This window comes from Streptomyces sp. NPDC003300 (assembly GCF_040610915.1).
GTDB lineage: Bacteria > Actinomycetota > Actinomycetes > Streptomycetales > Streptomycetaceae > Actinacidiphila.
This window is the reverse complement of sequence record NZ_JBEXNE010000001.1, coordinates 557,538-577,132: the sequence shown is the minus strand read 5'-3', so window position 1 is coordinate 577,132 and position 19,595 is coordinate 557,538. Positions and strand designations below refer to the sequence as shown.

The following is a 19,595-nucleotide window of genomic DNA, read 5'->3' as shown; positions in this document are numbered from 1 at the left end:
GGCTTTTCCCATGAGCACCGAGACGGACAACCGCGACTTCTGGGACGGCGAAGCCGACCGCTTCGACGACGAGCCCGACCACGGCCTGCGCGACCCGAGGGTCAGGGACGCCTGGGCCATACGGCTGCGCTCGTGGCTGCCCGGGACGCCGTCCGACGTGCTCGACCTCGGCTGCGGCACGGGAAGCCTGGCGTTGCTCGCGGCCGAGGCGGGACACCGGATCACCGCTGTCGACTCATCGACAAAGATGGTCGCGCGGGCCGAGGAGAAGCTGGCGGGTACGGGGGCGCGGGTGCTGGTCGGCGACGCCGCCCGGCCGCCGGTCGGCCCTGCCGGATTCGATGTCGTCCTCGTCCGGCACGTGCTGTGGACCCTGCCGGATCCGGCGGCCGTACTGCGGCACTGGGTGGGGTTGTTGCGGCCGGGCGGCAGGCTCGTACTGGTCGAAGGACGCTGGGGCGCGATCAGCCCGGTCGGCATCGGGGCCGCGGAACTCGTCGAGCTGACCGCACCGCTCGGCGGCCGACTGGTGATCGAACAGCTCGGGCACGACGCCGCGTTGTGGGGCCGTGAGGTCGAGGACGAGCGGTACGCGGCGGTGCTCCGGCCGCCCGCGCCCCAACGGCACAAGGAGATCGTCGACGTCCATCTGCTGCTGCTCCGCGGCGACGAGGTGCTGCTCGCCCGCCGCTCGGGCACCGGCTACGCGGACGGTCTGCTGAACGCGCCGTCCGGACACCTGGAGGACGGCGAGGACGTCAGAAGCGGCATGATCCGCGAGGCCCGCGAGGAGATCGGCATCGAGTTGGCGTCGGAGGAGTTGGCGGTCGCCCTGGTCATGCAGCACCGCGCACCGGACGGCGCGGCCAGGATCGGCTGGTTCTTCACGGCCGAATACGGCAGCGGCGGCGAGCCCGTCAACCGCGAGCCCGACAAGTGCTCCGAGCTGGGCTGGTACCCGCTGGACGCCCTGCCCGACGACATGGTCGCGTACTGCCGAGCGGGGATCGACGCCTACCGGGGCGGGCAGCCGTTCCTGCTCCACCTGCACGAGAGCGGGGACCCGATCGCCCACGACCCGGCCGGCAGCGGCCGAGCGGTGCCGCTGCCGCCGTCCGCTGTGCCAGGATCCCGGATATGAGCCTGAAGATCACCGTAGACGCGGACGCGGCCACCGCCCCGTACGAGCAACTGCGCGGGCAGATCGCGGAAGAGGCCCGCGAGGGACGCCTTCCGGTCGGCTACAAGCTGCCCACCGTACGGGGACTCGCCGAGCAGTTGGGGCTTGCGGCCAACACGGTCGCCAAGGCGTACCGCGCGCTGGAGGCCGACGGGGTGATCGAGACCCGCGGCAGGCACGGCACCTACATCGCCGCAGCCGACGCCCGCGCACGGGAAGTGGCCGCCGCGGCGGCGGAGTACGTGGCACGCACGCGCCGCCTCGGGCTCGACCGGGACGCCGCGCGGGCCGCGGTGGACGAGGCGCTGCGCGCCGTCGACGAGACCTAGAGCCCCGGACCCCGGAGGTTCTCGCTCTCGGAGGGGCGCCAGCGTGGCAGGTCGGCGGCCGGGGGGCCGGGCGGGCGTGACCAGGTGGTGGGGGAGCCGTCGTAGTGGATCGGCGGGAGTGCGTAACGGAGTCGGCCCATGGGGGAGTCGGCTTCGGCGAGACGGGGGGAGTGATCGCGATGGTCCGCAGGTGGTGGAGGGTCGGTCGCCGGGATGCTGTCGAGGAGCCAGGCGGCCGTGGTGGCGAGGGCCAGACGCAGACGGCAGCCGGCGCCGGTGCCCGCGGTGAGCCGGTCGGTGAGGGCGCGCAGTACGGCAGCGGCGATCAGGTAGCCGGTGCCGTGGTCGAGGAACTGGGCGGGCAGTGCGGCGGGCGGCAGCGTGAGGCCGCGGGCCGACGCCGTGGCGGCCGGTCGGCGCTGGACGATCGGCTGGGCAGCCGCCGCCCGGCCGGGTTCGCTCGCCGCCCAGGCCGACGCGGTACGGACGGCCACGGAGAGACCGCCCGCCGCGTACACCGTCTGCTCGGAGCGTTCGCCAGGCGCTGCCGCGAGTTCCTCCGCCACTCGGGCCACGAGGGCGTCGGTGCTGTCGGAGTCATGACAACAGCGGACGTCTGCAAGGCGGCGTCCGGTACTCGCGCGTCTCCTCGTGCGTCTTCTCACCCGCGGGCCGCGCGGTTCCCGGACGCCTCATCGGCCTTGGCGGCGTCCGGGGCGGGGAAACCGCCGGAGCTGCTAGAGGTAGAGGCCGTCCGACGCCTGGGCGGGGACGGGCAGGGCGGCCGTGCTGCCGCGGCGGAGCGCATACAGCTCGGCGAGGGTGGCGCCTTCGCGGCCGATGCCCTCGGGAGTGCCCAGCCAGTTGACGGCCTCGTCACGGGTCAGCGGGCCGACCTCGATCCTGGCCAGGCAGCGGCCCGGCCGGACCACCGCGGGGTGCAGGCGTTCCAGATCCTCGTTGGTGGTGATGCCGACCAGCACATTGCGGCCCTGGCCGAGCAGCCCGTCCGTGAGATTGAGCAGCCGGGACAGCGCCTGGCCGGTCTGGTGCTTGGCCTGGCCCCGGATCAGCTCGTCGCAGTCCTCCAGCAGCAGGAGCCGCCAGCGACCGCCCGCCGTGCCGTCGTCCTCGCCGATGGCGATGTCCATCAGATAGCCGACGTCGTTGAAGAGCCGCTCGGGGTCGAGCACGCAGTCGACTTGGCACCAGTCGCGCCAGGACCGGGCCAGGGTGCGCAGCGCCGAGGTCTTGCCGGTGCCGGGCGGGCCGTGGAGCAGCAGCAGGCGGCCGGTGATGTCGTCGGCCGTGAGCTTCATCAGGCCGTCCATCGAGTCGGCGACCGGCGCGGTGTAGTTCCCGCGCAGCTCCTCCCACGTGGCGGCGGAGATCTGCCGGGTGGTGCGGTGCGGTCCGCGGCGCGGCGAGACGTACCAGAAGCCCATGGTGACGTTCTCGGGCTGCGGCTCCGGCTCGTCCTCGGCGTCGTCGACGGAGGACTTCAGCACCTGCTCGGCCAGTTCGTCCGTGACGGCGGCCACGGTGACGTCGGCGCCCCGGTTCCAGCGGGAGATGAGGACGGTCCAGCCGTCGCCCTCGGCGAGGGTGGCGCTGCGGTCCTTGTCGCGGGCCTGGCGCAGTACCACCGCGTCCGGCGGCAGCAGTGTGAGGCCGGACTTCACATTCTCCAGCGAGGCGCCGCGCGAGAACGGCTGCTCGCCCGAGGTGAACCGGCCCAGGAAGAGGGCGTCCACGACATCGGACGGGGAGTCGCTGTCGTCCAGTCGCAGATGGACGGGGAGCGCCTGGTGCGGGGCGGTGGCGGCGGTCGGCTTGGCGGCCGGTCCCTTGCCGGTTCCGGTGGTGGGCGGCACTTGCCTCCTCGGTTCACTGGGTGTCGCGGACATGCGGCCCATGATCCGGCACGCGGGCCCGATTCGCCCAGTCTTTTTCCATGCCGGGCCTCCCACCACGCCGTTGGTGGATTCATACCGTCTTGTCAGTATTTGGCGAGCGAGGTGTCGGGCGGCTTGAACTTCTCGTACAAGCGTACGTCCACGCTCGTGGGTGTCCCCGGCGGGGCGGCGGGGGAGACCCAGGGGAACGGCACTGTTGCCAGGTCACAGCGGTCGCCGCCGATCGGGCGGCCGAGCTGGGCACATGCCCTTGGAATGTCAACGCCCTTGAGGAGAAGGTGAATACGGCGTCGCGAATGAGTCCAGGATGCGCACGTGACGTGGCGGGGCGATAGGGTTAGCCTGCCCGAGCCGGGTGCCCTCGTAAGGGTGGGGAGAGTAATGGAACAGATAGCGACGCACAGCAGGCCACGAGTGCCTGCCATCAACTGCGGTACAGGCGCGTCCAGTGCGCGCCTCGACCGGCACCTCGCGATACTGGCCGGGCCTGCCCTGCCCCAGCGCGACACAGAGGAGGCGACTGTGCTGATGCAGGAGCTGACCTCGCGCAACACCGTGCACACCAAGGCCAACCGCGGTGCGAGGGTGTCGCTCTTCGCGCCGCTGCGACGGCTGCGGAGATCGCTGTTCGGCAACCGAGGCTGAGTCCGCTCCGCCCTCTCCCAGGACTCGGACTCCCAGGTCCCGCCGTCCCCTGACCTCGGTCGGGGCCGCGGACCGGCCAGGTGCTCGGATCGTCCGGCGGCCACACCGTCCCGGCTCGGCGCTGCTTCGCGCGGCGCTTCGGTGTGTGCCCGCCGCGGCCGTCCCTCCCCACCGGACGGTCCGCCGCGACACCAGGTCGCGCGGACACCCTTCACCCGGCCGCAGCAGGACCGCTTACGGCAAGGTCGTTCACGGCACGGCTGGTCACAACGGCTGGTCACAGCAGGGCGAACTGCCCGTCCGGCCCTTCCTCGTGGTGTTCCAGCACGGAGGCGGGCCTGCGCCTGGCGGCGGGTACCGGCAGTACGCCGCCGGTCCGCAGTTCGGCCGTCGTGATCGTCTCGCCGCGCACCGCCAGGCGGCGCGCCAGACCCTCGCGGTCCGCGCGCAGACCGGCCAGCAGCGTCAGCACACTGATCAGTTCCAGCAGTTCCGACGTGGTGGCCCGCGTCCAGGCGGCGGGTCGCAGCGCCTCCAGGGTCCCCGGCGCACCCGGCGCCGTACGCCGCTCGAACCACGCCTCGATCACCCGCACCCCACCCGCGGTGACCTCCCAGGCGGCCGGTGAGACCGGCGAGATCCGGCCGTCACCGATCAGCAGCGCCCGCTCGTCCGGGTCGTACGACAACTCCCCGGCGGCCGGGGTGTCCGGCAGCGGCGAGCGGACGTAAGGGCGGCTTCCTCCGGGCAGCCGGAGCCGACCGGCGTCGCGTCCCTCGGCGGGATCGGCGAACCGCGCCCCGTGGGTCTGGAGCCACAGCGTCCGGCGCCCGAGCGCCAGCCCCTCCTGCCAGAGCGCGGGATCACGGGGCAGCGGTACGAGGGCGCCGCCGGGGCCCGGCCGCGCCGCCGCGCCGATCCAGGCCAGCACGTCCGCGGCGGCGACCTCGGTGCCCAGCCGCGCGGAGAGCAGGGCGGTCAGCCCCGGCGCGATGTTGGGGTCCCGGCCGCCCGGCTGCCGGAACAGCGGCCGTATCCAGCCCGGCCGCCCGGCAGGGGAGCGCCCGTCGGGCAGCAGCGCGCAGAACACCACGGCGGGCTCCGGCGCCCCGGACTCCGCCACCGACGCGGCCCGCGCCTGATACGCCTGTTCCAGCGCGAAGACCTGCCGGTCGTCGGCCGTCCGCCATATCTCGGCCCGCGCCACGTCGATCAGCCGGTGGTCGGGTATCAGCCACTGCCGGTCGTACGGGCCGTGCTGCACCCGCACCGGCTCGGGGCAGCGACCGGTCTCGCCGGCCAGCGCGGTGGTCGGGGTGCGGTGGCCCGGCAACTGCGCGACGGGCGTGTGCAGATTCCTGGCCCGCGTCGGATGCAGCAGCGCCGACCGGGCGTCCTGGTCCGCGGTGCCGGTGAACAGCGCCCACCGGGCACGCAGACAGGAAGGCTCCGCGGCCATCGGCCAGCCGCGGCCGATCCGCAGCGGGCGTACGGACCACGGCATCACGTCGTGCAGCAAAGGCGCGTCATTGCTCACCGCACGCATGCTACTGACGACCCTCAGGGCGCCTCCATCGTCACCGTGAACGAGAAGCGGTCACCCCGGTAATGGATGCGCACCACGTCCACCGCCCGGCCCGACTCGTCGTAGGTCACCCCGGTGTAGTGCAATATCGGGCTCAACAGCGGCACTTGCAGCAGCCGCGCCGTCTCGGGATCGGCCAGCCGCGCCTCCACGGTGTCGGTGATCCGGCTGATCCGCACGCCGAGCACGTCCCGCAGCACCTTCGTCATCGGCCACCGCTCCAGGTCGGCGAGGTCGATCCGGGCGCCGAGTTCCGGACGTACGAAATTCTCCGCCCAGTTGGTGGGCTCACCGCTCTCGTCGCAGCGCAGCCTGCGGTAGGCCATGGCCCGGTCGAGGTCGGGGAAGTGCTCGGCGGCCCCCGGCGGGAGCGGCTCGGAACCGTAGCGCAGCACCGCCGTACGGCCGCCGGACTGCTGCGCCACGATCGCGTCCACCGAGCCGAGCAGCTTCACCGGCGCCCCGCGCAGCGCCGTCGGCTCGATGAAGGTGCCACGCCTGCGGTGCCGGCTGATCAGGCCCTCGTCCTCCAGCTCCTTGAGCGCCTGCCGCATGGTGAGGACGCTCACCCCGTAGTGCCCGGCCAACTCGTCCTCGGTGGGCAGCCGCAGCGGGGCCTGCGCGTGGCGGCCCAGTATCGAGGCGCGCAACGACTGCGAGACCTGGTACCACAGCGGCAGCTTGCGGTTCAGGACGAGGGAGTCGGGGGCGAAGGACGTCACGGCCGGAAGTTTCTCGCAAGCCCCTCCCACACCCGGTCGTAGCCCCCCTGCCGGTGCCTCCCGTTCAGCGCGAACTCGGTGGGCACGACCGGCCAACGGGTCTCGAACATGAACGCCAGCCCGTCGTCCACGCGCTGCGGCGCCAGTTCGGCGGCGCTCGCCTTGTCGAAGGTGGCCCGGTCAGGTCCGTGCGCCGACATCATGTTGTGCAGCGAGGCGCCGCCGGGCACGAAGCCCTCGGCCTTCGCGTCGTACGCCCCCTCGATCAGGCCCATGAACTCGGTCATCACATTGCGGTGGAAGTACGGCGGCCTGAAGGTGTCCTCGCCGACCAGCCAGCGGGGGGCGAAGACCACGAAGTCCGCGCCCGCGAGCCCCGGCGTGTCCGAGGGCGAGGTGAGCACCGTGAAGATCGACGGGTCGGGGTGGTCGTAGCTGAGCGACCCCAGCACGTTGAAGCGGTGCAGGTCGTACACGTACGGCACATGGCTGCCGTGCCAGGCGACCACGTCGAGCGGCGAGTGGTCGTAGACCGCGGCCCAGAGATTGCCGCCGAATTTGTTGACCACCTCCGTCTGCTCGTCCCGGTCCTCGTAGGCGGCGACCGGGGCGCGGAAGTCCCGCGCGTTGGCGAGTCCGTTCGCACCGATCGGGCCCAACTCGGGGAGCTGGAAGGGCTGGCCGTAGTTCTCGCAGACGTAGCCGCTCGCCGTGCCGTCCGGCAGTTCGACGCGGAAGCGCACGCCCCGCGGGATCAGCGCGACCTCGCCCGGATCGGCGCGGATCAGCCCCAACTCGGTCCGCAGCAGCAGGGCGCCCCGCTGCGGCACGATCAGGAACTCGCCGTCAGAGGAGGAGAACACCCGGTCGTGCATCGAGAGGTTGGCCGCGTACCAGTGGATGCCGATGCCCTCGCGGCGCAGCACATCGCCGTTGCCACCGACCGTGACCAGGCCGGTCACGAAATCCGTCGGCTCCTGCGGCATCGGCAGCGGGCCCCAGCGCAGCCGGTTGGGGTCGGGCTCCACGTCCAGGAACGGGGCGCTGCGCACCTGGCCGTTGGGGACCCGGCGGAAGGGCGGATGGGCGGCCGAGGGCCGGATCCGGTAGAGCCAGCTCCGTCGGTTCCGGGCGCGCGGCTCGGTGAACGCGGTGCCGCTGAGCTGTTCCGCGTAGAGCCCGAAGGGGGCGCGCTGCGGTGAGTTGCGCCCCTCCGGGAGCGCGCCCGCCACGGCTTCGCTGCTGTGCTCGTTGCCGAAGCCCGAGGAGTACGGCAGGTCCTTGCCGTCCTCGGCGTCGGCGCCGCCCGGCCCGTTCACGGCGTTCGTGGCGTTCATGGTCTGCTCCCGGTGGGGTCTCGTCCGTGATTCCTATGCTGAACCATAGGAATCACGGCGGCAACCCTCAGCCCGAGCCTGTGGAAAACTCCGCTGCCAGGGCCCGGACGGTGGCCGCGGCCGAGACCGCGTGGCCGCGCGCCGAGGCGTGCACCAGGTCGGCGCTGTACAGGTCGCGGTCGGCGACGGCGGGATGGTCGTACATCTCGACGACCACCGCGCCGTAGCGCTCCGCGACCGTCCGGGTCACCTGATTGAGGACGGCGACGCCGGTCTCCAGCGGGCCGCCGCGCAGTTCCGGCACGGCCGCCGCGACATTCATCAGCGCGTACGCGAACAGGGTCCTGCCGGGCGCGGCCAGCCGGGCGAAGAGCAGGGCGAGCTCCTTCTCCAGCACCTCGGGGGAGAAGCCGGGCAGCAGCAGGTCGTTGCCGCCGCAGACGATCGCGACCAGGTCGGGCGTGAAGCGCGCGGCGCGCTCGGCCTGGTCGGCGCGTACCTGGCCCGCGGTGAGACCGCGCATGCCGAGGTTGAGATACGTCAGCTCCGGCACGACCCGGCGCAGGGCCTCCGCGGTGCGGTCGGCCCAGGGCACGGTGCGGTATCCGGGCACGGGGTCGCCCAGGCCCTCGGCGATGCTGTCGCCGACGACCGCGAAGCGCTTCCAGGGCGCGCCGCGCAGCAGCCGGTCGCTCTCCTCGGGTGACAGGCAGTGGGGGTCGGCGGCCTCCGCCGGGTGATTGGCCGCATAGGTGGCGGAGAAGGCGCTGACCGCGCTGCGGACGGGACCGGGGACGGGATCGGGACCGGGAGCGGGGACGGGACTCTGAGCGGGATCGGGAGCGGGAGCGGGGAGGGGAACGGGAACGGCGTCGCCGTGCTGCGTCATCTCAGGACTCCTTGGCAAGAGTGCGGGTCAGGCCGAGGCCGACCACGGCGGCGACGGCGGCAAGCGCGGCGCAGACGAGGAACACCTCGCGGAACGCCCGCGTCCCGTCCAAACCGTGGGCGGCGATGACCGAGGCGGTCGCGGCGACGCCGAGCGCGCCGCCCAACTGCCGCGCGGTGGTGGTCATGCCGACGCCCGAGGCGAACTGCCGGGGCGGCAGCGATGTCGCGGCGGCGGTGGACAGGGCGGTGAGCGTGGCCCCGAAGGCGGCGCCGCCGATCAGGCCCATGGGCAGCCACAGCGCCAGGAAACGGGTGTCGGCGCCGAGTTGGCACCAGGTCCAGACGCTCACCGCGGCGAAGGCGGCCATGGACACGGCGACGACGGCGGGCAGATGGTGCGGCCGGGCGCGCTTGCCGACCACCAGGGCGGCCACCGCGGAGGTGAGCGCGCCGGGTGTGAGGGCGAAGCCCGCCTTGAGGACCGAGTAGTGCCACACGGTGGTGAGGAACAGCGGTCCGCAGAGCATCCAGGCGAAGAGCGCGGCCCCGGCGAAAGCGGCTGCGGCGGAGGCGACGGCGAAGGCGCTGTCGCGGAACAGGCCGGTCTCGACGGCGGGCGTCACCTGGTGCGTGGAACGGACGAGCGCCACGACGAGCAGTGCCGCGCCGCACAATGCGCTGCCCACAGTGGCCGCGGACGCCCAGCCCCAGTCGCTGCCCTTGCTGAGGCCGAGCGCCAGCAGGCCGATGCCCAGGGTGACGGCGAGCGTGCCCAGCGGGTCGGGCAACCGCCGTTCCGCGCCGACGCGTTCCGGCAGGCCGCGCAGTCCCGCGGCCACCAGGAGGATGCCCACCGGCACATTGATGAGGAAAACGGAGCGCCAGCCGAAGGCGTCGACCAGCAGACCGCCCAGGCTCGGCCCGGCGGCGCTGGCCATCGAGCCCGCGGCGCCCCAGACGCCGATCGCCGCCGCGAGCCCGGCGGGGGGCGTGGTGGCGAGCAGCAGCCCGAGTGCGGCCGGGATCATCCCGGCCGCGGCGGCGCCCTGGAGGGCGCGGGCGGCGATCAGCCAGGGCAGGCCGGGCGCGGCGGCGCACAAGGCGGAGGCGACCGTGAAGCCGGTGAGCGACAGCAGGAAGACGCGCTTGCGGCCGAAGGCGTCGGCTATCCGTCCCGCGGGGGTGAGCAGCGCGGCGAAGAGCACCGCGTAGCTGCTCACGACCCACGACAGGTCGGACACGCGGTCGGCGGGGAAGCTCTCGGCCAGGTCGGGGAAAGCGACGTTGACCACGGTGGCGTCGAGGAACGCGATGAAGGTGGCGCCCGCGCTGAGCAGCAGGACGAGCCCCGGTCTGACGTCCGGGGTCCGTCCTGAGCCGGGCGGTGCGGGGAGGGTGGAAGCGGGGGAGGACATGGGCCGTCCTTGCCTGGGCAGCGAGAAACATACTGGGAGTACATACTGGCGGTATGAAAATACATACCGAAGGTATGTGCGTGTCAAGAGTGGGCAGGCCCTAGGGTGGGGAGGGCATCGCGAACGACAGGAGGGCGCCGCCGTGGCAGCACCGCGCACAGGCACCGGAAGCGGGACGGGCACCGTCCCGGCCCGCAGGACGGCGGCACGCCCCACGCAGCGCGAGCGGTCGGACGCCACCGTCGAGGACCTGCTCACCGCGGCCCGCGCGCTGTTCGCCGCCGAGGGCTACGCGGCCACCTCGCTGGACGCGGTCTGCGAGCGGGCGGGCGTCACCAAAGGCGCCCTGTACCACCACTTCTCCGGCAAGAGGCAGCTCTTCAGTGCCGTCTACACCCGCGAGCAGGAACGTCTCGCCCACCGGATCTCGACCGCGTATCTCCAGGTCGCCGACCCGTGGGAGGCGGTCTACGAGGGCAGCCGCGCCTATCTGGAGGCGTCCTTGGACCCCGAGGTGCAGCGCATCACGCTCTTCGACGCTCCGGGCGCGCTCGGCTGGGAGGCGATGCGCGACCTCGGCGTCAACTGCCGCCAACTCACCCTGCGCGGCGTGAAGTACGCCATCAAGGCGGGCGCGATCTCGCAGCGCCCCGCCGACCCGCTGACGTCGATGCTCTACGGCGGACTCAGCGAGAGCGCGATGGCGATCGTCAGGGCCGACGACCCGCCGGCCGCCCTGGCGGAAGCCCTCGCCGACCTGCGCAAGCTCTTCGACGCGCTCGCCGCGAAGGGCTGAGGGAGCCGTGCCACGGGCCGTGGGCGCCGACAGCGGACTGCGCCGCGCACCGGTGCAGCAGCGCAGCACCGAACGCCTGGAACGCATCCTCGACGCCTGCGCCCGGCTGTTGGACGAGGGCGGTTACGAGCGTCTCAGCACCCGCGCCGTCGCCGCCCGCGCGGGCGTCCCCATCGGGTCGGTCTACCGTTTCTTCTCCGACAAGCGCGCCCTCGCGGACGCCCTCGCCCACCGCAACCTCGACGAATTCCTCGACCGTACGGCCGCGCGTCTCGCGGAGCCCGGCACCGACCCCGACTGGCGCACGGCGGTGAACATCCTGGTCGACGAGTACACCGCCATGAAGCGCACCGCGCCCGGTTTCGCACTGGTCGACTTCGGCGTGCCGGGCGAGACCAACCACGACCTCGCCGACCGGCTGCCCGCGCTGCTCGGGGAACGGCTCTCGGTCGACCCCTCGGAACCCCGGCTGCGGCTGGCCCTGGTGATCGCCGTCGAGACGGCGGACGCCGCGCTGCAACTCGCCTTCCGCACCGACCCGTCGGGCGACCCCGGGGTGATCTCCGAGACGAAGGAGCTGATCCGGGCCTATCTCGCGACCGTCCTGGACTGATCTCCCAGGCCCCCAGGTCCCCTGGCCTCCCCGCCCCTTCCCGGATCTCCCCGCACCTCCGCGGGCCTCCCCGGCCTCCCGCCTCGGCCACGAGCCGGCCCGGGCCCCCGCTCCCGCGGCGCCTCCGCACCCGCCCTCGCGAGGCCCGATGCCCGCTCCAGGGGTCGTTGTCAGTACCGCCGGGTAATGTCGAAGACGACCGCGCGCCAACGTCGCCGCCCGTCCAGGGGAGTCCCCGATGACCCGAACCGCCCTGCGCATCTGTCCGCTCTGCGAGGCCACCTGCGGCCTCACGCTGTCCGTCGACGACGGACGGGTGACGCATGCCCGCGGCGACCGGGACGACGTGTTCAGCGCGGGCTTCATCTGCCCCAAGGGCGCCGCTTTCGGCGCGCTCGACGCCGACCCCGACCGGCTGCGGCGCCCCCTGGTGCGCCGCGAGGGCCGGCTGACCGAGGCGACGTGGGACGAGGCGTACGCGGCCGTCGCCGCCGGGATCGGCGCGGTCACCGGCGCGCACGGCGGTGACGCGGTCGGCGTCGTCCTCGGCAACCCCAATGTGCACACGATGGCGGGCGGCCTCTACCCCGCGCAGCTCATCGGCGCGCTGCGCACCCGCCGCGTCTTCACCGCGAGCACGCTCGACCAGATGCCCAAGCACGTGTCCTGCGGCTACCTCTTCGGCGACCCGAACGCGATCCCGGTGCCCGACCTGGACCGCACCGACCATCTGCTGCTCATCGGCGCGAACCCGCTGGTGTCCAACGGCAGTCTGGCCACCGCCGCCGACTTCCCCGGCAAGCTCAAGGCGCTGCGGCGGCGCGGCGGCAGACTCGTCGTCATCGACCCGCACCGCACCAGGACCGCCCGCGCCGCCGACCGCCATGTGGCGCCCAGGCCCGGCACCGACGCGGCCCTGCTGCTCGCCATGGTCAGGACACTGTTCGCCGAAGGGCTCGCGGATCCCGGCGAACTGACCCCGTGGCTCAGCGGCGTGGCCGAAGTACGCGACCTGGTGACGGATTTCGCGCCGGAGGCGGTCGCCGCGTATTGCGACGTCCCGGCCGACGACATCCGGGCCCTGGCACGCGAGTTGGCGGCGGCCGAGCGCGCCGTGGTCTACGGGCGGCTCGGCAGCACCGCCGTGGAATTCGGCACCCTGGCGAGCTGGGCGGTCGACGTGCTCAACGCGCTGACCGGCAATCTGGACCGGCCGGGCGGCGCCATGTTCCCGCTCGCGGCCACCGCGCGGGCGCCCCGACCTCCCGGCCCCGGCAAGGGATTCCGCGTCGGCCGCTGGCACAGCCGGGTCTCGGGACACCCCGAGGTCAAGGGCGAACTGCCCGCCGCCGCCCTCGCCGAGGAGATCGACACCCCCGGGGACGGCCGCCTGCGCGCCCTCGTCGTGGTCGCGGCCAACCCGGTGCTGTCCGCCCCCGACGGCCTGCGGCTCGACCGCGCCCTGGACGGCCTGGCCTTCATGGTCAGCGTCGATCCGTATCTCAACGAGACCTCGCGCCATGCCGATGTGGTGCTGCCCCCGCCCCCGCCCGCGCAGAGCGCGCACTACGACTTCGCCTTCAGCACGCTCGCGGTCCGCAACACCGTCCGCTACAGCCCGCCCGCGGTGCCGCTGGAGGACGGACTGCTGGACGAACCGGATATCCACGCCCGGCTGATCCTCGCCGTCCTGGGACAGACCCGGGAGCAGGGAGCCGACCCCGCGCTCGTGGACGAACAGGCGGTGGTCCGCAAGCTCACCGCCGAGACCGGCGACCCGCACTCGCCGGTCCACGGCCGGGACGTCGCGGGACTGTCCGCCGCGCTCGGCGGGAGCACCGGATACGAGCGGCGGCTCGACATGATGCTGCGCCTCGGCCCGTACGGCGACGGCTTCGGCGCCGACCCCGACGGCCTCACCCTGGCGAGGGTCCTGGACCGGCCGCACGGCATCGACCTCGGCCCGCTGCGCCCGCGCGTGCCCGAGGTGCTGCGGACACCGTCCGGCACGGTCGAGCTGGCGCCCGAGGCCGTTGCCGCCGATCTGCCGCGGCTGCGGGCCGCGGTGACGCGCGGTGCGGACGGCGAAGGGCTGGTCCTCATCGGGCGCCGCCATCTGCGGTCCAACAACTCCTGGATGCACAATGTGCCCGCGCTCACCGGCGGCACCAACCGCTGCACGGCGCAGATACACCCCGTCGACGCGGCCCGGCTCGGGCTGGCCGACGGGGCGCTCGCCCTGATCAAGGGCGACGGCGGGGAGATCACCGCGGCCGTCGAGATCACCGACGCGCTGCGCCCCGGAGTGGTCAGCGTGCCGCACGGCTGGGGTCACGACCGCGAGGGCACCCGGCTGACCGAGGCGGCCCGCGAGCCGGGCGTCAACGTCAATCAGTTGCTCGACGGCACGCGGCTCGACCCGCTCTCCGGCACGGCCGTGCTCAACGGATTCCCGATACGGATGGAGGCCGTCCGCTGACCCGCGCCGCGCCCGTGACACGACCGGGTGACACGGCGCCGCCGAGTGGTGTGACACCCGGACAGCGGGGCACGGGACCCCTGGGCGCGGGTCGCCCGGGGAGGGCGGCCGGACGTCACGGGCCCGGCCCGGCCCCGCGCGGAGCCCGGGTCGTCGGGTGTTCCCGGCGCGACGTGACTGACGGCACGCGACATACCCTGGCCACAAAAAACTAACGGCGCTAGTTTGGGCGTCGGACGCAGAGCGGTGACCCCGGAGGGCAGCAACGGTGGACGGTACGGCAGAGGGCGCACAGGACCTGGTGACATCGCGCGACGCCCAGTACATCGGCGGGAAGTGGCGCCCCGCCGCGGGCGGCGGCCGGATCGACGTCGTCAACCCGGTGACCGAGAAGGTCATCGGACAGGTGCCCGCGGGCACCGCGGAGGACGTGGACGAGGCCGTACGCGCCGCGCGCGCCGCCCTGCCCGGCTGGGCGGCCACCCCGCCCGCGGAACGCGGCGCGATACTCGGCGCGGTACGCGACCTGATGGCGGCGCGCCGCGAGGAGATCGCCGCGACCGTCGCCGCCGAGCTGGGCGCCCCGCCCGCCTTCGCCGCCGCCGTCCACACCGACATGCCCACCGCCGTCATGGGCAGCTTCGCCGCGCTCGCCGCCGGGTATGGCTTCGAGGAACAGGTCGGCAACTCACGGGTGTTCCAGGAGCCGGTCGGCGTCGTCGGCGCGATCACGCCGTGGAACTACCCGCTGCACCAGGTCGTCGCCAAGGCCGCCCCCGCGCTGGCCGCGGGCTGCACCGTGGTGCTCAAGCCCGCGGAGGACACCCCGCTGGTCGCCCAGCTCTTCGCCGCGATCCTCGACGAGGCCGGGCTCCCCGCCGGAGTCTTCAACCTGGTCACCGGCCTCGGCCCGGTCGCCGGACAGGCGCTCGCCGAGCACCCAGGCGTGGACATGGTCTCCTTCACCGGTTCCACCGCGGTCGGACGGCAGATCGGCGCCACAGCGGGCGCCGCCGTCAAGCGCGTCGCGCTCGAACTGGGCGGAAAGTCCGCGAACGTCATCCTCCCCGGCGCCGACCTCGCCCGCGCCGTCAACGTCGGCATCGCCAACGTCTTCGCCAACTCCGGCCAGACATGCAGCGCCTGGACCCGGATCCTCGTCGACTCCGCGCGCTACGACGAAGCCGTCGAGGCGGCCACCGCGGCAGCCGCCAAGTACGTACCCGGCGAACGGCTCGGCCCGGTCGTCAACGCCAAGCAGCGCGAGCGGGTGCGCGGCTACATCCGGCGCGGCGCCGCGGAAGGCGCGCGGATCGTCGTCGGCGGCCCCGACGCGCCGGACGGACTGGAGACCGGCTACTACGTACGCCCCACCGTCTTCGCCGACGTCGACCCCGGTATGACGATCGCCCAGGAGGAGATCTTCGGCCCGGTCGTCGCCCTGATCAGGTACGAGGACGAGGACGACGCCCTGCGCATCGCCAACGGCACGGTCTACGGGCTCGCGGGCGCGGTCTGGGGCGCCGACGACGCGGAGGCCGTCGCCTTCGCCCGCCGGATGGACACCGGACAGGTCGACATCAACGGCGGCCGGTTCAACCCGCTGGCGCCCTTCGGCGGTTACAAGCAGTCCGGAGTCGGCCGCGAGCTGGGCGCGCACGGGCTGGCGGAGTACCTCCAGACCAAGTCCCTCCAGTTCTGACCGCAGGACCGCAGGACCGCAGGACCGCAGGACCGCAGGACCGCCCGACCCGGCTGAACCGCCCGCCCCTCCCGACCCGTTCGGGCCGACTCGGTCGACCGGGATCACCCCGGCCGACCCGGTCCGACCGGCCCGTTGCCCCACCCCGCTCACGCCCGCTCGTCCGCACCCGCACCCGCACCCGCGTCCGTCCGCATCCGCACCCGTCCGCATCCGTCAGCCCCCGACCGCATCCGTCCGCATCCGGATCCGCTCGCAGCCCCGCACCCAGGAGACCTCGTGGTACGCGCAGCCGTCCTGCCCGCCGTCAACGCGCCGCTGGCCGTCGCCGACATCGAGCTGCCCGACCCCGGACCCGGACAGGTCCGGGTCCGGCTGGCGGCGGCGGGCGTGTGCCACTCCGACCTGTCGCTGTCCAACGGGACGCTGCGCCAGCCGGTACCCGCCGTCCTCGGCCATGAGGGCGCGGGCACGGTGGTGGCGGTCGGAGACGGCGTCGCCCATCTCGCCCCCGGTGACCCCGTGGTCCTCAACTGGGCGCCCGCTTGCGGCGACTGCCACTTCTGCGGCCTCGCCGAGCCCTGGCTGTGTGCCAACTCCGCCACGGCAGCCGCCAGTCCGTACGCCACGCTGGCCGCCGACGGCAGCCCGCTCTACCCGGGCCTGGGCACCGCCGTCTTCGCCGAGGAGACCGTGGTCGCCGCGGGCGCGGTCCTGCCGCTCCCCGACGGCGTCCCGCTCACCGACGCCGCGCTGCTCGGCTGCGCCGTACTCACCGGCTACGGCGCGGTGCACCACTCGGCGCGGATCCGTACCGGCGAGAGCGTCGCCGTCTACGGGGTCGGCGGCGTGGGGCTCGCCGTGCTCCAGTCGGCGCGGATCGCGGGCGCCGAGCGGATCATCGCGGTCGATGTCGCGCCCGCCAAGGAGGAGCTGGCGCGGGCGGCCGGCGCCACCGACTTCGTCGTCTCCGGGGACGACACGGCCAAGCGGATCCGCAAGCTCACCGACGGCTTCGGCGCCGACGCGGCCATCGAGTGCGTGGGCCGCGCCGACACCATCCGCACCGCCTGGTCCTCCACGCGCCGCGGCGGCCGTACGACGGTGGTCGGCATCGGCGGCCAGGACCAGCAGGTCACCTTCACCGCGCTGGAACTCTTCTACTTCGGCCGCACGCTCTCCGGCTGCGTGTACGGAAACTGCGACCCGGCCGTGGATCTGCCGGTGCTCGCCGAGCACGTACGGGCGGGCCGCCTCGACCTGTCCGCCATGGTCACCGACCGCATCACGCTCGACGGCATCCCGGCGGCCTTCGAGGCGATGACCGCCGGGCGCGGCGGCCGGGCGCTGGTGGTCTTCTGACCGGTCGGTCGGGCCGGATTCCCGCGGGACCGCGCACCCGCCGCTGTCAGCGGGCGCGTCCCTAGGCGTACGTCTAGGCGTACGTCTACGCCTGCGCGCCGTCGACCATCGCCAGCCAGTGCCGGTGAGTGCCGTCGAAGGGACCGGTGCCCTCCGCCACCGCCGTCATCAGCCACGCGGCGGCGGATTCGGCGGCGCCGATCACATCGGCGGGGTAGCCGTACCGCACCTGGTGCTCGGCGAATTCGTCCTCGTCGACCAGGATCGGCAGTTCGGCGCCGCGCTTGAGCAGGACGTCCAGGTCGAGGTCGACCATGGTGACCTCGGCGGGGGACGGCCACCGCGGCGGGGTGGTGATGTCGCAGTAGATCTCGGTGCGGCGGGGCGCGGCGTTGAAGGTCGCCGTCCACCAGGCGTCGCGCGGGAAGAGGATGATGTGCGCCTCGGGGATCGGGACGTGGGGGTTGTGGCCCTTGCGCACCAGGCCGAAGCCGGGGAGGCCGAGCCATACGCCGTGCTCGTCCTCGCCGAGCCGCCGCATCCGCAGATTCCAGTGCAGAGTGCCGTCGTATTTGCGGTAGTTGACCTGGACGAAGTCGGGCTCGGGGCCCTGCGGGACCGATTCTGACATGGCGCCATCCTGTCAGCAGGCGCGGCAGGTCCGCCCCCGGATTTCCCGCCGGGAGGCCACCCTTGCCGGGCTCACGCCGGGGCGGTTCCCGGGCCCGCGAGCGCCTCGAACTGGACGGCCAGACCGTCGATCAGCGCGCGCAGCCCCGTCTCGAAGGCGCCGCTGTCGATCTGCCGCTGGTGCTTGGCGAGGAGGTGGGCCTGGCCGAGGTGCGGATAGTCGGCGGGGTCGTAGACGTCCGCCTCGCCGACGAAGCCGCCCGCGAAGGAGCCGAGCGCGGAGCCGGTGACGAAGTAGCGCATGAGGGCGCCGATCCGGGTGGCGTGGGCGGGCGGCCAGCCCGCCTCGACCATGCCGCCGAAGACGGCGTCGGCCATCCGGAGCCCGGCGGGCCGCAGGCCGGGCCCGACGGCGAGGAACGGCACGATGTGCGGGTGGTCGGTGAGGGCGGCGCGGTAGGAGCGGCCCCAGTCGAGCAGCGCCTGCCGCCAGTCCCTGCCGTCACCGAACATCGACAGGTCGACCTGGGTGACGACGGTGTCGGCCGCCGCGTCGAGGATGGCTTCCTTGGTGGCGAAGTGGTTGTAGAGGGAGGGCCCGCTCACGCCCAGTTCGGCCGCGAGCCGCCGGGTGGACAGGGCCGCCAGACCCTCCTCGTCGATGAGGGCGAGGGCCGCCGTGACGATCCGGTCGCGGCTGAGCAGGGGCTTGCGGGGGCGGGCCATGCGGCACATAGTAGAGCCTGCCGCCCGAAAACTAGCGGTGGTAGTTTCGAAGGATCGTCCGGACGATCGTGGGATGCGGTGACGACGCAGTGAACCTTGAGCTGACCGAGGAGCAGGCCGCCGTCAAGGAGCTGGCCAGGGACTTCACCGAGCGCGAGATCACGCCGAACGCGGTGGCGTGGGACCGCGCCGAGAGCGTGGACCGCGCCATCGTGAAGAAGCTCGGCGCTCTCGGTTTCCTGGGGCTGACCGTCGACGAGGAGTACGGCGGCTCCGGCGGCGACCACCTCGCCTACTGCCTGGTGACCGAGGAGCTGGGCCGCGGCGACTCCTCCGTGCGCGGCATCGTCTCGGTCTCGCTCGGCCTGGTCGCCAAGTCGATCGCGCGCTGGGGGAGCGAGGAGCACAAGCGCGCGTGGCTGCCCCGGCTCACCGCGGGCGACGCGGTCGGCTGCTTCGGGCTGACCGAGCCGGGCACCGGTTCGGACGCCGCGAATCTCACCACCCGCGCGGTACGGGACGGCGACTCGTACATGATCACCGGCAGCAAGATGTTCATCACCAACGGCACCTGGGCCGATGTCGTCCTGCTCTTCGCCCGCACCGGCCGCGCCGACGAGGGGCACAAGGGCGTCAGCGCCTTCCTGGTGCCGACCGACACGGCGGGCCTGACCCGCCGCGAGATCCACGGCAAGCTCGGGCTGCGCGGGCAGGCGACGGCCGAGCTGGTCCTCGACGGCGTCCGCGTCCCGGCCTCCGCGATGCTCGCGCCCGAGGGCAAGGGCTTCTCCGTGGCGATGTCCGCGCTGGCCAAGGGCCGGATGTCGGTCGCGGCGGGCTGCGTCGGCATCGCCCAGGCGTGCCTGGACGCGGCGGTGGCGTACGCGGGGGAGCGCGAGCAGTTCGGCGCGCCGATCGCCGGGCGTCAGCTCGTCCAGGAGCTGCTCGCCGACATCGCGGTGGACGTGGACGCGGCCCGGCTGCTCACCTGGCGGGTCGCCGACCTGATCGACCGCGGGCTGCCCTTCGCCACCGAGTCCTCGGTCGCCAAGCTCTACGCGAGCGAGGCCGCCGTGCGCTGTGCCAACAACGCCCTCCAGGTCTTCGGCGGCTACGGCTACATCGACGAGTACCCGGCGGGCAAGCTGCTGCGGGACGCGCGGGTCATGACGCTGTACGAAGGCACCAGCCAGATACACAAGCTGCTGATCGGACGGGCGCTGACCGGCGTATCGGCGTTCTGACCGCAGGCCGCGCGCCTGTACGC

At 73.3% G+C, this 19,595-nt stretch carries 18 protein-coding genes; 9 read left to right on the top strand and 9 right to left on the bottom strand.

Annotated elements, in window-relative coordinates; all coding sequences use genetic code 11:
• Positions 1 to 10: 10 nt before the first annotated feature.
• Together ABZX65_RS02205 and ABZX65_RS02200 are read left to right on the top strand one after the other, a co-directional pair.
• Entirely contained in the window at positions 11 to 1,141 is a 1,131-nt protein-coding gene (locus ABZX65_RS02205) for a methyltransferase domain-containing protein (RefSeq protein WP_355333424.1), read from the top strand.
• Positions 1,138 to 1,509 carry a GntR family transcriptional regulator gene (locus ABZX65_RS02200; protein WP_188283791.1) on the top strand — a complete coding sequence of 124 codons (372 nt, stop codon included), beginning with the start codon at positions 1,138 to 1,140 and terminating at the stop codon, positions 1,507 to 1,509. The genes ABZX65_RS02205 and ABZX65_RS02200 overlap by 4 nt, the downstream gene beginning before the upstream one ends.
• Here ABZX65_RS02200 and ABZX65_RS02195 read toward each other — a convergent pair.
• Both ABZX65_RS02195 and ABZX65_RS02190 read right to left on the bottom strand, forming a co-directional pair.
• On the bottom strand, positions 1,506 to 2,084 hold the full coding sequence (locus ABZX65_RS02195; RefSeq protein ID WP_355333421.1) for a CoA transferase: 579 nt from the start codon (positions 2,082 to 2,084) through the stop codon (positions 1,506 to 1,508). The genes ABZX65_RS02200 and ABZX65_RS02195 overlap by 4 nt on opposite strands.
• 162 nt (positions 2,085 to 2,246) lie before the next feature.
• Positions 2,247 to 3,416, bottom strand: coding sequence for a DUF5925 domain-containing protein (locus ABZX65_RS02190; RefSeq protein ID WP_355333418.1), 1,170 nt, complete (start codon positions 3,414 to 3,416; stop codon positions 2,247 to 2,249).
• Between the two features lie 390 nt (positions 3,417 to 3,806).
• On the opposite strand from ABZX65_RS02190, the gene ABZX65_RS02185 reads away from it, so the two are divergent.
• Positions 3,807 to 4,070: a hypothetical protein gene (locus tag ABZX65_RS02185; RefSeq protein ID WP_355333417.1), complete on the top strand. Its 264-nt coding sequence runs from the start codon at positions 3,807 to 3,809 to the stop codon at positions 4,068 to 4,070.
• A 277-nt stretch (positions 4,071 to 4,347) separates the two neighbouring features.
• Here the strand turns inward: ABZX65_RS02185 and ABZX65_RS02180 are convergent, their stop codons facing one another.
• The 5 genes from ABZX65_RS02180 to ABZX65_RS02160 form a co-directional block, all read right to left on the bottom strand.
• Positions 4,348 to 5,616, bottom strand: coding sequence for a type ISP restriction/modification enzyme (locus ABZX65_RS02180; RefSeq protein ID WP_355333414.1), 1,269 nt, complete (start codon positions 5,614 to 5,616; stop codon positions 4,348 to 4,350).
• Positions 5,617 to 5,630: 14 nt separating this feature from the next.
• Positions 5,631 to 6,377 carry a GntR family transcriptional regulator gene (locus ABZX65_RS02175; protein ID WP_355333412.1) on the bottom strand — a complete coding sequence of 249 codons (747 nt, stop codon included), beginning with the start codon at positions 6,375 to 6,377 and terminating at the stop codon, positions 5,631 to 5,633.
• Positions 6,374 to 7,714: a homogentisate 1,2-dioxygenase gene (gene hmgA, locus ABZX65_RS02170; RefSeq protein WP_355333410.1), complete on the bottom strand. Its 1,341-nt coding sequence runs from the start codon at positions 7,712 to 7,714 to the stop codon at positions 6,374 to 6,376. The genes ABZX65_RS02175 and hmgA overlap by 4 nt, the downstream gene beginning before the upstream one ends.
• A gap of 67 nt (positions 7,715 to 7,781) precedes the next feature.
• Complete coding sequence (locus tag ABZX65_RS02165; protein WP_355333408.1) at positions 7,782 to 8,603, bottom strand: SGNH/GDSL hydrolase family protein; 822 nt, start codon at positions 8,601 to 8,603, stop codon at positions 7,782 to 7,784.
• Between the two features lies 1 nt (position 8,604).
• Positions 8,605 to 10,020, bottom strand: coding sequence for a DHA2 family efflux MFS transporter permease subunit (locus tag ABZX65_RS02160; RefSeq protein ID WP_355333406.1), 1,416 nt, complete (start codon positions 10,018 to 10,020; stop codon positions 8,605 to 8,607).
• 142 nt (positions 10,021 to 10,162) lie between these two features.
• Here ABZX65_RS02160 and ABZX65_RS02155 point away from each other — a divergent pair, with 142 nt between their 5' ends.
• The 5 genes from ABZX65_RS02155 to ABZX65_RS02135 all read left to right on the top strand — a co-directional run bounded on the left by ABZX65_RS02155 (position 10,163) and on the right by ABZX65_RS02135 (position 16,972).
• On the top strand, positions 10,163 to 10,816 hold the full coding sequence (locus ABZX65_RS02155) for a helix-turn-helix domain-containing protein (RefSeq protein WP_355333404.1): 654 nt from the start codon (positions 10,163 to 10,165) through the stop codon (positions 10,814 to 10,816).
• 7 nt (positions 10,817 to 10,823) lie between these two features.
• Complete coding sequence (locus ABZX65_RS02150) at positions 10,824 to 11,429, top strand: TetR/AcrR family transcriptional regulator (RefSeq protein ID WP_355333401.1); 606 nt, start codon at positions 10,824 to 10,826, stop codon at positions 11,427 to 11,429.
• 238 nt (positions 11,430 to 11,667) lie between these two features.
• Positions 11,668 to 13,908 (top strand): molybdopterin-dependent oxidoreductase, encoded by a 2,241-nt coding sequence (locus ABZX65_RS02145; protein ID WP_355333398.1) that lies wholly within the window; start codon positions 11,668 to 11,670, stop codon positions 13,906 to 13,908.
• 301 nt (positions 13,909 to 14,209) lie between these two features.
• Positions 14,210 to 15,610, top strand: coding sequence for an aldehyde dehydrogenase family protein (locus ABZX65_RS02140; protein ID WP_355333606.1), 1,401 nt, complete (start codon positions 14,210 to 14,212; stop codon positions 15,608 to 15,610).
• 279 nt (positions 15,611 to 15,889) lie between these two features.
• Positions 15,890 to 16,972 (top strand): zinc-binding dehydrogenase, encoded by a 1,083-nt coding sequence (locus ABZX65_RS02135; RefSeq protein ID WP_355333396.1) that lies wholly within the window; start codon positions 15,890 to 15,892, stop codon positions 16,970 to 16,972.
• A gap of 85 nt (positions 16,973 to 17,057) precedes the next feature.
• On the opposite strand, the gene ABZX65_RS02130 is transcribed toward ABZX65_RS02135, so the two are convergent.
• Positions 17,058 to 17,603, bottom strand: coding sequence for a DUF402 domain-containing protein (locus ABZX65_RS02130; protein WP_355333394.1), 546 nt, complete (start codon positions 17,601 to 17,603; stop codon positions 17,058 to 17,060).
• Between the two features lie 71 nt (positions 17,604 to 17,674).
• Positions 17,675 to 18,328, bottom strand: coding sequence for a TetR/AcrR family transcriptional regulator C-terminal domain-containing protein (locus tag ABZX65_RS02125; protein ID WP_355333392.1), 654 nt, complete (start codon positions 18,326 to 18,328; stop codon positions 17,675 to 17,677).
• Between the two features lie 89 nt (positions 18,329 to 18,417).
• Here ABZX65_RS02125 and ABZX65_RS02120 point away from each other — a divergent pair, with 89 nt between their 5' ends.
• Entirely contained in the window at positions 18,418 to 19,572 is a 1,155-nt protein-coding gene (locus tag ABZX65_RS02120) for an acyl-CoA dehydrogenase family protein (RefSeq protein ID WP_355333389.1), read from the top strand.
• The last annotated feature ends 23 nt before the right edge of the window (positions 19,573 to 19,595 follow it).

Excerpts from the sequence above, each read along its gene's own strand:
- ABZX65_RS02205 (WP_355333424.1), top strand. The coding sequence starts at position 11 with ATGAGCACCGAGACGGACAACCGCGACTTCTGGGACGGCGAAGCCGAC.
- ABZX65_RS02200 (WP_188283791.1), top strand. The coding sequence starts at position 1,138 with ATGAGCCTGAAGATCACCGTAGACGCGGACGCGGCCACCGCCCCGTAC.
- ABZX65_RS02190 (WP_355333418.1), bottom strand. The coding sequence starts at position 3,416 with ATGTCCGCGACACCCAGTGAACCGAGGAGGCAAGTGCCGCCCACCACC.
- ABZX65_RS02185 (WP_355333417.1), top strand. The coding sequence starts at position 3,807 with ATGGAACAGATAGCGACGCACAGCAGGCCACGAGTGCCTGCCATCAAC.
- ABZX65_RS02180 (WP_355333414.1), bottom strand. The coding sequence starts at position 5,616 with ATGCGTGCGGTGAGCAATGACGCGCCTTTGCTGCACGACGTGATGCCG.
- hmgA (WP_355333410.1), bottom strand. The coding sequence starts at position 7,714 with ATGAACGCCACGAACGCCGTGAACGGGCCGGGCGGCGCCGACGCCGAG.
- ABZX65_RS02165 (WP_355333408.1), bottom strand. The coding sequence starts at position 8,603 with ATGACGCAGCACGGCGACGCCGTTCCCGTTCCCCTCCCCGCTCCCGCT.
- ABZX65_RS02160 (WP_355333406.1), bottom strand. The coding sequence starts at position 10,020 with ATGTCCTCCCCCGCTTCCACCCTCCCCGCACCGCCCGGCTCAGGACGG.
- ABZX65_RS02145 (WP_355333398.1), top strand. The coding sequence starts at position 11,668 with ATGACCCGAACCGCCCTGCGCATCTGTCCGCTCTGCGAGGCCACCTGC.
- ABZX65_RS02130 (WP_355333394.1), bottom strand. The coding sequence starts at position 17,603 with ATGTCAGAATCGGTCCCGCAGGGCCCCGAGCCCGACTTCGTCCAGGTC.
- ABZX65_RS02125 (WP_355333392.1), bottom strand. The coding sequence starts at position 18,328 with ATGGCCCGCCCCCGCAAGCCCCTGCTCAGCCGCGACCGGATCGTCACG.